The 12,065-nt window shown below is 60.6% G+C and carries 8 protein-coding genes; 7 read left to right on the plus strand and 1 reads right to left on the minus strand.

The genetic code is table 11. The features are described from left to right. The coding region (locus KGA96_RS29270; protein ID WP_223516026.1) for a retention module-containing protein at window positions 1-2,890 on the minus strand (2,890 nt) is incomplete at its 3' end. 356 nt (window positions 2,891-3,246) lie between these two features. Here KGA96_RS29270 and KGA96_RS29275 point away from each other — a divergent pair. The 7 genes from KGA96_RS29275 to KGA96_RS29305 form a co-directional block, all read left to right on the plus strand. Continuing rightward, entirely contained in the window at window positions 3,247-4,596 is a 1,350-nt protein-coding gene (locus KGA96_RS29275; RefSeq protein ID WP_223516028.1) for a TolC family outer membrane protein, read from the plus strand. A gap of 42 nt (window positions 4,597-4,638) precedes the next feature. Further along, a complete protein-coding gene (locus KGA96_RS29280) occupies window positions 4,639-6,795 on the plus strand; it encodes a type I secretion system permease/ATPase (protein WP_223465421.1) in 2,157 nt (718 codons plus the stop codon). Beyond that, window positions 6,785-8,149 (plus strand): HlyD family type I secretion periplasmic adaptor subunit, encoded by a 1,365-nt coding sequence (locus KGA96_RS29285; protein WP_046040666.1) that lies wholly within the window; start codon window positions 6,785-6,787, stop codon window positions 8,147-8,149. The genes KGA96_RS29280 and KGA96_RS29285 overlap by 11 nt, the downstream gene beginning before the upstream one ends. 385 nt (window positions 8,150-8,534) lie before the next feature. Beyond that, entirely contained in the window at window positions 8,535-9,422 is an 888-nt protein-coding gene (locus KGA96_RS29290) for a TauD/TfdA dioxygenase family protein (RefSeq protein ID WP_223465420.1), read from the plus strand. Between the two features lie 18 nt (window positions 9,423-9,440). After that, on the plus strand, window positions 9,441-10,466 hold the full coding sequence (locus KGA96_RS29295) for an ABC transporter substrate-binding protein (RefSeq protein ID WP_223465419.1): 1,026 nt from the start codon (window positions 9,441-9,443) through the stop codon (window positions 10,464-10,466). Between the two features lie 5 nt (window positions 10,467-10,471). Beyond that, window positions 10,472-11,332, plus strand: a complete 861-nt coding sequence (locus KGA96_RS29300; RefSeq protein ID WP_046040670.1) for an ABC transporter ATP-binding protein — start codon at window positions 10,472-10,474, stop codon at window positions 11,330-11,332. Window positions 11,333-11,353: 21 nt separating this feature from the next. Continuing rightward, on the plus strand, window positions 11,354-12,065 hold a 712-nt coding region (locus tag KGA96_RS29305; RefSeq protein WP_223516031.1), incomplete at its 3' end, for an ABC transporter permease.

Genomic DNA, 12,065 nt, shown 5'->3' on the forward strand with positions numbered 1-12,065 from the left:
TGGTGTTCGGCACCAGGTTTTCGAAGTTGCCGCCAGTGGTACCGGTGATGGTGGTGCTGACAGTGCTGCCATTCACATAAACATCGTTGGCCGCAGTCGGCACGTTGACGCTGCCGCTGGTCTGGCCCGCTTCGATGGTAATGACCGAACCGTTGCTCAAGGTCACGGTCATCGGCGTACCGGCCGGATTGGTCAGGGTGGCGGTGTAGGTGATCTGGCCGCCTTCGGTGATGTTGCCGGTGGCGGTTAGGGTCAGCCCGGTGTTGTCCACGGAGTCGGTGATGGTGGTCACAGCCGGGGTGGTGCTCGGTACCAGGTTCTCGAAGTTGCCGCCGGTGGTACCGGTGATGGTAGTGCTGACGGTGCTGCCGTTGACATAGACGTCATTGGCCGCAGTCGGCACGTTGACGCTGCCGCTGGTCTGACCCGCTTCGATGGTGATGACCGAGCCGTTGCTCAAGGTCACGGTCATCGGCGTACCGGCCGGGTTGGTCAGGGTCGCGGTGTAGGTGATCTGGCCGCCTTCGGTGATGTTGCCGGTGGCGGTTAGGGTCAGCCCGGTGTTGTCCACGGAGTCGGTGATGGTGGTCACAGCCGGGGTGGTGTTCGGCACCAGGTTTTCAAAGTTGCCGCCAGTGGTACCGGTGATGGTGGTGCTGACAGTGCTGCCATTCACATAAACATCGTTGGCCGCAGTCGGCACGTTGACGCTGCCGCTGGTCTGGCCCGCTTCGATGGTAATGACCGAACCGTTGCTCAAGGTCACGGTCATCGGCGTACCGGCCGGATTGGTCAGGGTCGCGGTGTAGGTGATCTGGCCGCCTTCGGTGATGTTGCCGGTGGCGGTTAGGGTCAGCCCGGTGTTGTCCACGGAGTCGGTGATGGTGGTCACAGCCGGGGTGGTGCTCGGTACCAGGTTCTCGAAGTTGCCGCCGGTGGTACCGGTGATGGTAGTGCTGACGGTGCTGCCGTTGACATAGACGTCATTGGCCGCAGTCGGCACGTTGACGCTGCCGCTGGTCTGACCCGCTTCGATGGTGATGACCGAGCCGTTGCTCAAGGTCACGGTCATCGGCGTACCGGCCGGGTTGGTCAGGGTCGCGGTGTAGGTGATCTGGCCGCCTTCGGTGATGTTGCCGGTGGCGGTTAGGGTCAGCCCGGTGTTGTCCACGGAGTCGGTGATGGTGGTCACAGCCGGGGTGGTGTTCGGCACCAGGTTTTCAAAGTTGCCGCCAGTGGTACCGGTGATGGTGGTGCTGACAGTGCTGCCATTCACATAAACATCGTTGGCCGCAGTCGGTACGTTGACGCTGCCGCTGGTCTGGCCCGCTTCGATGGTAATGACCGAACCGTTGCTCAAGGTCACGGTCATCGGCGTACCGGCCGGATTGGTCAGGGTCGCGGTGTAGGTGATCTGGCCGCCTTCGGTGATGTTGCCGGTGGCCGTCAGGGTCAGCCCGGTGTTGTCCACGGAATCGGTGATGGTGGTCACGGCCGGGGTGGTGTTCGGCACCAGGTTTTCGAAGTTGCCGCCAGTGGTACCGGTGATGGTGGTGCTGACGGTGCTGCCGTTGACATAGACGTCGTTGGCCGCAGTCGGCACGTTGACGCTGCCGCTGGTCTGGCCCGCTTCGATGGTAATGACCGAACCGTTGCTCAAGGTCACTGTCATCGGCGTACCGGCCGGATTGGTCAGGGTGGCGGTGTAGGTGATCTGGCCGCCTTCGGTGATGTTGCCGGTGGCCGTCAGGGTCAGCCCGGTGTTGTCCACGGAGTCGGTGATGGTGGTCACAGCCGGGGTGGTGTTCGGCACTAGGTTTTCGAAGTTGCCGCCAGTGGTACCGGTGATGGTGGTGCTGACAGTGCTGCCATTCACATAAACATCGTTGGCCGCAGTCGGCACGTTGACGCTGCCGCTGGTCTGGCCGGCGGCGATAGTGATGGTCGAACCGTTGGACAGAGTGACGGTTACTGGCGTCTGCGCCGGATTGGTCAGGGTGGCGGTGTAGGTGATCTGGCCACCTTCGGTGACGGTATTGCCGGCCGTCAGGGTGACCGTGGTGGTGTCGACGGTATCGGTGACCTGGGTCACGGCGGGGGTAGTCGGCGGCGTCACAGTGATGCCGTTACCGCCGCTGGTGCCGGTGACGGTTACTTCGATCTGGGTCGCGTCGTTATAGACAGTGTCGTTCGCAGCCAATGGCACGTTGACGGTGCCGGTGGTCGAGCCTGCGGGAATCACGATCACGGCGCCGTTGGACAACGTGACAGTCAGGTCGCTCAGCGGTGCCTGGGTCAGGGTCGCGGTGTACACCAACACGCCACCGGCCTCGGTGATGGTCGGCGTGGCACTGAGGCTGAGGACTGATTCACTCGGGGTATTGGCATTAACGTTGGCGTTGGTGGTCTGGCCACCCAGGATTTCCAGAGTTGTTTGCCCGGCAGAGTTGATACCCGCGGTCGGGAAGCCAATGCTCGGATCGACGCGGCCAGCGGTGGCGTCGAGCATCACGAAGCTATGACCGCCACCGGCGGCACCACCAGAACCCGACGCCGTCGGGCCCGCAGCGGTAGCTTCAAGGTCTTTGGTCGGGTCGGCACCGGCGACAATTGCTTGTTGCAGCTCTTCAACCGACGGCGCGGCTTGCGCGGTGGCAGCTGCCAGGTCAGTGCCGGAGTCCGGGGCGTCAGCGCTCCACTGGGTGTCACGGCCCAGATCCAGGGTGCGGCCATCGGCCAGTTCCAGGGACACGGCACCGGAAAGGCCAGTGTCGATCTGGTCACCGGCATACAGTTTGTCGCCTTCAACTAGAACGCGGCGGATGCCCTCGGGGGACACCACGAATACCTGACCGACAATGCTTTTGACGATGGCAACAACACTGCTCATTGAAGACTCTCCGGGGTGTCACGTTCAGTTGACTTCCATAGACCTGATGGCGTCTGCGCCGACCAGTCTGGACGTACATTGCAAAATAGATGCACAAGTTTGACGCAGCAATTAGTCAATATTTTGGCTATATTTTTTCGCTATTAACTTTATGCCAAACTATTGACCTTCTGGATGCCATCCTAAACAATCGTCCCAGTAATGTCACATTGATATTTGAGCTGTGACCTGTCCTCGGTATGTGATCCAGTTCCGCTTTTGAACTTTCCGACATACGGTCATTCCGCTCGCCATCTTCCGACACAGCGCGTTCTTTTGCTGTGATTCAAGACAAGAAGTTCTGGGAAATTCCTACAATGCGTTCGCCTTTGTTCATGGCAATACCTTTCGCCCTCGCCGCGTCTTTCGTCCAGGCGCAATCCTTACCAGAAGCCATGCAACAAGCGCTGGATGTCCATCCGGAGGTCCAGGCGGGCGTCAACAGCCGATTGGCTGCGGACTATCAGTTGAAAGCGGCGAAAGGTGGGTACTTGCCACGGGTCGACCTGCTGGGCGGTTATGGTCGTGAAGGCACCGATAGCGTGACGACGCGAGACGGCAGCAACAATCACTTCGAAACCCTGAATCGCAGTGAGTCAAGTTTGCGTCTGACCCAGATGGTCTTTGACGGTTTTGCGACGTCCAGCGAAGTCGGGCGTCAACAAGCTACCGTCAACTCCCGCGCCTACTCGCTGCTGAGTACCTCCGAGCGCACCGGGCTGACCGTGGCTCAGGTCTATCTCGACGTGCTGACCCGCCGCGAATTCGTGCGTCTGGCCGAGGAAAATCTCAAGAGCCACCAACGTATTTACGACCAGATCCAGTTGCGCACCCAGCGTGGCGTCGGCAGTGGTGCCGACCTCGATCAGGCCGAGGCGCGGATGGCCCAGGCGCGCAACAATCTGATCACCGAGCAGACCAATCTGGCTGACGCCGAAACCAACTATCTCTCCGCTGTCGGCCAGATGCCGGATCAACTGGAGCGCCCGGCGAGCTTCCTGGCGCTGATGCCGGCCAACCTGAATGAAGCCCGTGCGCAGATGCTGGAAAACAGCCCGATCCTGCGCTCGGCCGAATCCGATATCGCCGCTGCCGAGAAGCAGTACGACACGGCCAAGTCGACTTTCTACCCGCGCTTCGATGCTGAGTTGGGTCGCTCCGCGGACAACGACATTGATGGTCAGAACGGTCACAACAACGAATGGCAAGCCATGCTGCGCATGCGCTTCAACCTGTATTCCGGCGGCAGCAACAAGGCCGATCTGGAATCCAAGTCCTACCTGTCGAACCAGGCGCTGGATATCCGCAACAACGCCCTGCGCCAATTGAATGAAGAGCTGGGCCTGGCCTGGAACGCGCTGAACAATGCCAATGCGCAGGTGCCGATCGCCCAGCAATACGTCGATCACAGCACCGCCGTGCGTACCGCCTACCAGCGTCAGTTCAGCCTCGGTGAGCGTACCCTGCTCGATTTGCTCGACAGTGAGAACGAACTGTTCTCCTCTTCTCGCCGTCTGGCGGAGATCAAGAACATTCAGTTATTTACTCAGTACCGAATCAAGGCGACCATGGGCGAGTTGCTCAAGAGCCAGGGAGTGGTCGCACCATTGGCATCCGTTGTGCAGAACGACGTGAAGCCCAAGGTCCAATTGCCCGGTATGAATTGAGCAGGACCTTCATTGTTCAATTGTTAGCCAAGAGTGCCGAGCGTGGAATCAGAAGTCAGTCGGGTTCAACTCATTCATGATCCGCGCGCGTTGCATGACGATCCGTTACTGGATGGTCTGCTCGCTCTTTGCATGCTGCACCAGAAACCTGCCAGCGCGGCAATGCTGACCACCGGCCTGCCGCTGCCCGAGCAGCGCTTGAGTGTCGAGTTGCTGCCTCGTGCGGCTGCTCGCGCCGGGCTGCAAGGTCGGGTGCTGCAACGCAAGCTGGAGGATATTCCGGCGATTGCCATGCCTGCATTGTTGCTGCTCAAGGACGGTCGCAGTGCCGTCCTGCTCGGCTGGCAAGGCGAAGACCAGGTGCGGGTACTGCTCAGCGAAAGCGATGGCGGTGAGTCCCTGGTCAACCGCGAACTGTTGGCCGACGACTACACCGGCAAGGTCTTTTTCGCCCAGCCGCAGCACAAATTCGACGTCAATCACGGCACGCTGATTCCGCGTGCGCGCTCGTGGTTCCGCGACACCCTCAAGCGTTCGCGTTGGTTGTACGCCGACGCGATCGCCGCCAGTTTTCTGATCAACATCATTGCCATGGCCGCGCCGTTGTTCGTGATGAACGTCTACGACCGCGTCGTGCCGAACCAGGCCGAAGCGACGCTCTGGGTGCTGGCACTCGGCATCACCGGCGCCTACCTCTTCGACCTGATCCTGAAAAGCCTGCGCAGCCTGTGCCTGGATCTGGCCGGCAAGAAAACCGACCTGATCATCTCGGCCACGCTGTTCGAGCGCATCGTCGGCATGGCCATGAAATACCGGCCGGCGCGGGTCGGCAGCTTTGCCCAGAACATCCATGAGTTCCAGAGCCTGCGCGACTTCCTCGCCTCGCTGACGCTGACCAGCCTGATCGACCTGCCGTTCACGATTCTGATCTTTATCGTCATCGCGATCCTCGGCGGGCACCTGGTGTGGATTCCGGTGCTGGCGTTCCCGATCGCCTTGGCCATCGGTTATGCCTTGCAGAAACCCCTGGTGGCGACCATGGAGCGGACCATGGCGCTGGGGGCCGAGCGTCAGTCGAGCCTGATCGAAACCCTGGCCGGCCTGGATGCGGTGAAGGTCAACAACGCCGAAAGCGAACGCCAGTATCAGTGGGAGCAGACCATCGGCACCCTCAGTCGTCTTGAGTTGCGGGTGAAAATGCTCTCTGGCCTGGCGATGAACATCACCTTGCTGATCCAGCAACTGGCCGGGGTGATCATGATCGTCTTCGGCGTGTACCAGATCATCGACGGTCACCTGAGCATGGGTGGCTTGATTGCCTGCTACATGCTCAGTGGCCGTGCGCTCAGCCCGCTGGCGTCACTGTCCGGGCTGCTGACTCGTTATCAGCAGGCGCGGGTGACCATGACCTCGGTCGACCAGATGATGGAGCTCCCCCAGGAGCGCAATTTCGAAGAACGTCCGCTCAGCCGCAAGGTGCTGCAGGGCGGTATTGAATGTCGCCAGCTCAACTTCACCTACCCGCAACAGCAGAACCTGGCGCTGAAGAACATCAACCTGTCGATCAGTCCCGGCGAGAAGGTCGGCATCATTGGCCGAAGCGGCTCGGGCAAGAGCTCGTTGGCGAAATTGCTGGTGGGGCTGTATCAGCCGGATGACGGTGCGTTGTTGGTCGACGGTGTGGATATCCGCCAGATCGACGTCAGCGAACTGCGCTACAACATCGGCTACGTGCCCCAGGACATTCAGTTGCTCGCCGGCACCTTGCGCGACAACCTGGTTTCCGGCGCGCGGTATGTCGAGGACGAACTGGTGCTGCAAGCCGCAGAACTGGCCGGCGTCCACGAGTATGCGCGCCTGCATCCGCAGGGCTACGAACTGCAAGTCGGCGAGCGCGGGCAGAACCTCTCCGGTGGTCAACGGCAAAACGTCGCCCTGGCCCGTGCATTGTTGCTCAACCCGCCGATCCTGCTGCTCGACGAGCCGACCAGCGCCATGGACAACACCGGCGAAGAGCGCCTCAAGCAGCGCCTGGCAGCGGTGATCGAAAACAAGACTATGGTGCTGGTGACGCACCGGGCATCGCTGTTGTCGCTGGTGGATCGGCTGATCGTGATCGACCGCGGGCAGATACTCGCCGACGGCCCGAAAGCCGCGGTGATGGAAGCGTTGAAGAAGGGGCAGATCAGTGTTGCTTAAGTCGGGTAAGGATTCGATCCGTCGCTACTTCAAAGGCTCTGCTTCGCTTGAGGGCCAGCCACTTCCGGAGGTCAACAAGGCGCTGATCGAGGATGCGCCACGGGTGGTGCGGCTGACGATCTGGGCGATCATCGCGTTCTTCGTGTTCCTGATGCTCTGGGCCAACTTCGCGGTGATCGACGAGGTGACCAAGGGCGACGGCAAGGCGATTCCGTCGTCGAAGATCCAGAAAATCCAGAACCTTGAAGGCGGTATCGTTGCCGAACTGTTCGTCAAGGAAGGCCAGATCGTCGAAGCCGGCGCACCGCTGATTCGCCTGGACGACACGCGCTTTGCTTCGAACGTCGGCGAAACCGAGGCCGATCGGTTGTCGATGCTGCTGCGGGTCGAACGCCTGAGCGCCGAGGTCGAAGATCGCCCGCTGAACTTCCCCGAGGATGTGCTCAAGGCCGTGCCGGGTCAGGCCAAGAGCGAAGAGTCGCTCTATATAAGCCGCCGCCAACAGTTGCACGATGAGATTGGCGGCTTGCAGGAGCAACTGATCCAGCGCCAGCAAGAGCTGCGCGAATTCACTTCCAAGCAGGCGCAGTATCGCCAGCAATTGGGCTTCCAGCGCCAGGAAATCAGCATGTCCGAGCCGTTGGTGGCCCAGGGCGCGGTCTCGCCGGTGGAAGTCCTGCGCCTCAGGCGTGCCGAAGCGGAGACCCGTGGTCAGCTCGACGCCACTACCCTGGCCATTCCGCGTGCCGAATCGGCAATCAAGGAAGTGCAGCGCAAGGTCGATGAAACCCGTGGCAAGTTCCGTAGCGAAGCCCTGACCCAGCTCAATGAAGCACGCACCGACCTGAACAAGGCCCAGGCCACCGGCAAGGCCCTGGAAGACCGGGTCAGCCGGACGCTGGTCACTTCGCCAGTGCGGGGCATCGTCAACAAGTTGCTGGTCAATACCATCGGCGGGGTTATCCAGCCAGGCAGCGACCTGGTGGAAATCGTACCGCTGGACGACACCTTGCTGGTCGAGGCGAAGATCCGTCCGCAGGACATCGCGTTCCTGCATCCGGGACAGGAAGCGACGGTGAAATTCACCGCCTATGACTACACCATCTACGGCGGGTTGAAGGCCAAGCTGGAGCAGATCGGCGCCGACACCATCACCGATGAAGACAAGAAGACCACCTACTACATCATCAAGCTGCGCACCGACCGCAGCCACTTGGGCACCGATGAAAAGCCGTTGCTGATCATTCCGGGGATGGTGGCTTCGGTGGACATCATCACCGGCAAGAAGACCGTGCTGAGCTATCTGCTCAAACCGATCATCCGCGCGCGGGCCGAGGCGCTGCACGAGCGCTAGATCTGTAGTGGATTCACTGGCCCCATCGCGGGCAAGTTGGATCGCCGCATCGCCGCTCCCACAAGGTTCTTTGTTGAAACACGATCATGTGTTTGACACAAAAACCTGTGGGAGCCGGGCTTGCCCGCGATAGCGTCCGCCAAAACACTACAACCCTGTCAGAAAGTGATAAATAACGTCACACCGCGATTCCTCCATTCCCTTAGCAATCGCCATATCGTTATTCGTTAACGGTATTTAAATTTCAATTCTTATATCTATAAAGTCAATCTCCTGCGTACCTGCCGACCAATCGGCGCGCCGCACGACACGAACCAACACGGGACCTCCGTGAGTTTCTGATCGACGCGCGCGCCTTTGAGCGTGCCGTGCGTGGGAGTGATTTATGTCTGCAGCTTCAGCTTCGCCAAGCATCGCGCCACAATTCTTTGAAATCCGCCCGTTCAGCGGAGCGGTGGGCGCCGAGATCATCGGTCTCGATTTGTCCCGTCTGATCAATGATCAGGACTTCGCCCGCATTCACCGCGCGCACCTGGATCATCACGTGGTGGTGTTCCGCGACCAGCGCATCACCCCTGAGCAACAGATCGATTTCAGCCGCCGTTTTGGCGTATTGCAGATCCACGTGCTCAAACAGTTCCTGCTGGCAGGGCATCCGGAAATCCTCATCGTTTCCAACATCGTCGAGAACGGCCAGAACATCGGCTTGGGCGACGCCGGCAAGTTCTGGCACTCCGATCTTTCTTATAAGGAGCTGCCGAGCCTGGGCTCGATGCTGCATGCCCAGGAGCTGCCGTCAGAAGGCGGCGACACCTTGTTCGCCGACATGCACAAAGCCTGGGACAGCCTGCCGCTCGCGTTGCGCAAAGCGGTGGAAGGTCGCTCGGCGGCGCACTCCTACACGGCGCGTTACAGCGAAACCAAGTTCGAAGGCAACTGGCGCCCGACCCTGACCCCGGAGCAACTCGCCCAGGTCGCCGAAGTCGTCCACCCGGTCGTGCGCACCCACCCGGAAAACGGCCGCAAGGCGTTGTTCGTCAGCGAGGGGTTCACCACCCGCATCGTTGGCCTGCCGGAAGACGAGAGCCAGCAACTGCTGACCGAACTCTATGCTCACAGCGTTCTGCCGCAAAACATCTACCGCCATCAATGGCAGCCCCATGACCTGGTGTTCTGGGACAACCGTTCGCTGATTCACCTCGCCGCCGGATGCCCCAGCCATCTGCGCCGCAAGCTGTATCGCACCACCATCCAGGGCGACGCGCCTTTCTGATTTGTCGGAGATCTGATCATGTCCAAACGTCTTCCATTCGCACCGCTGGCCGCGGCCATCGGCCTGGGTTTCAGCCTGATCGCCGGCAGCCTGGTGGCGCCGACCGTGGCCCACGCCGAAGGTGAAATCCGCATTGCCGAACAGTTCGGCATCGTTTACCTGCTGCTCAATGTGGTGCGCGATCAGAACCTGATCGAGAAGTACGGCAAGCAGGAAGGCATCGACATCAAGGTCGACTGGACTCAGCTCTCCGGCGGCGCAGCGGTCAACGATGCGTTGCTGTCGGGCTCGATCGACATTGCCGGCGCCGGTGTCGGCCCGCTGTTGACCATCTGGGATCGCACCCACGGCAAGCAGAACGTAAAAGCCGTGGCTTCCCTGGGCAACTTCCCGTACTACCTGGTGAGTAATAACCCCAAGGTCAAAACCATCGCCGACTTCACCGAGAAGGACCGTATCGCGGTGCCGGCGGTGGGCGTGTCGGTGCAGTCGCGCTTCCTGCAATACGCGGCGGCCAAACAGTGGGGCGACAAGGAGTTCAATCGCCTCGACAAGTACACCATCGCCGTTCCGCACCCCGACGCGACAGCGGCGCTGGTGGCCGGCGGCACCGAGCTGAGCGGGCACTTTTCCAACCCGCCGTTCCAGGATCAGGAACTGGCCAATCCCAATGTGCACGTGGTGCTGAACACCTATGACCTGCTCGGTCCGAACTCGCCGACGGTACTGTTCGCCACCGAGAAATTCCGCAATGAGAACCCGAAAACCTACAAGGCGTTTATCGATGCACTGACCGAAGCGGCGCAATTCGCGCAGAACGATAAAGGCGCAGCGGCGGACACGTACATCCGCGTTACCAAGGCCAAAATCGACCGTGCCGCGTTGCTGAAAATCATCGACAACCCGCAGTTCGAATTCAGCATCACGCCGAAAAACACTTACCCGTTGGCCGAGTTCCTCTACCGCGTCGGCGCGATCAAAAACAAACCGGATTCATGGAAGGACTACTTCTTCCAGGACGCCACGCCGCTGCAAGGGAGCTGATCGAAATGAACGCCCCTTTGCAAGGCCACACGGTCAGCAAACCGATCGCGGCAGCCCAGGCGCTGCTGTCGGTCGATAACGTCAGCCTCGAATACCGCACGCCGCAGCGGGTGGTGCGGGCGACCCATCAAGTCAGTTTCGAGATCGATCCGGCGGACCGCTTTGTCCTGCTCGGGCCGTCCGGTTGTGGCAAGTCGACGTTGCTCAAGGCCGCCGCCGGCTTCATCCAGCCAGTGGAAGGCGAGATCCGTCTGCAGGGCCAGCGCGTCGATGCGCCGGGGCCGGACCGGATCGTGGTGTTCCAGGAGTTCGATCAACTGCCGCCGTGGAAAACCGTGAAGCAGAACGTGATGTTTCCGCTTCTGGCCTCGAAAACCCTCAAGCGCAAGGAGGCCGAAGAGCGGGCGCTGCACTATCTGGAAAAAGTCGGCCTCGCCGCATTTGCCGATGCCTATCCGCACACTTTGTCCGGTGGCATGAAGGCGCGCGTTGCCATCGCCAGGGCGCTGGCGATGCAGCCGAAAATCCTGTTGATGGACGAACCCTTTGCCGCGCTCGATGCCCTGACCCGGCGCAAGATGCAGGAAGAGTTGCTGCTGCTCTGGGAGGAAGTGCGCTTCACGCTGCTGTTCGTCACGCACTCTATCGAAGAGGCGCTGGTGGTGGGCAATCGCATTCTGTTGCTGTCACCCCATCCGGGCCGGGTGAGGGCGGAAGTCCACAGCCACCAATACGATTTGCATAGCCTGGGCGGTGTGGCGTTTCAGGAGTCGGCGCGACGTATTCACCGGCTGTTGTTCGACGAAAGCCAGTCACCGCAAGCCGAACATGAACTGGATTTCGCCGACATCCGCATCGCTTATTGAGCCAGTTGAGAGGAGGGTCCGATGAGCCATTTATCATCCCCGCGTGAAGAGTTCGAAACGGTTTTGCAGCCACTGACCAGCGTGCCGCTGGAGCGTGAACTACCCCTTGGCCAACGCCTGTGGCAGCAGGGCTGGTTGCGTAAAAGCCTGATCCTTGTGTTGCTCGCAGTGCTCTGGGAGGCCGTTGCGCGCTATCAGAACAACGACCTGCTGCTGCCGAGCTTTTTGCAGACCTCACACGCGCTGTACGACGGCCTGCTCAGCGGTGAATTGCTAAGCAAGGTGTGGATTTCCCTGGTGGTATTGCTCAAGGGCTATCTGATCGGCATTGTCCTGGCGTTTGCCCTGACCACACTGGCGGTGTCGACGCAGTTCGGTCGCGATCTGCTCAGCACCCTGACCTCAATGTTCAACCCCTTGCCGGCCATCGCCCTGCTGCCGCTGGCGCTGCTGTGGTTTGGATTGGGCCAGAACAGCCTGATTTTCGTGCTGGTGCATTCGGTGCTCTGGGCACTGGCGCTGAACACCTACGCCGGCTTCCTCGGCGTCTCGGAAACCCTGCGCATGGCCGGGCGCAACTATGGCCTCAAGGGCATGCGCCTCGTGCTGTTCATCCTGATCCCGGCGGCGCTGCCGTCGATCCTCGCCGGGTTGAAGATTGGTTGGGCGTTTGCCTGGCGCACATTGATTGCCGCTGAGCTGGTGTTTGGTGCGACCAGCGGGAAGGGTGGGC

Source organism: Pseudomonas sp. GL-R-26, from assembly GCF_019947365.1.
Classification (GTDB): Bacteria; Pseudomonadota; Gammaproteobacteria; order Pseudomonadales; family Pseudomonadaceae; genus Aquipseudomonas.

What these genes read in the sequence shown, in the direction of transcription:
- KGA96_RS29275 (WP_223516028.1), top strand. Translation starts at nt 3,247, where the DNA reads ATGCGTTCGCCTTTGTTCATGGCAATACCTTTCGCCCTCGCCGCGTCT.
- KGA96_RS29290 (WP_223465420.1), top strand. Translation starts at nt 8,535, where the DNA reads ATGTCTGCAGCTTCAGCTTCGCCAAGCATCGCGCCACAATTCTTTGAA.
- KGA96_RS29295 (WP_223465419.1), top strand. Translation starts at nt 9,441, where the DNA reads ATGTCCAAACGTCTTCCATTCGCACCGCTGGCCGCGGCCATCGGCCTG.
- KGA96_RS29300 (WP_046040670.1), top strand. Translation starts at nt 10,472, where the DNA reads ATGAACGCCCCTTTGCAAGGCCACACGGTCAGCAAACCGATCGCGGCA.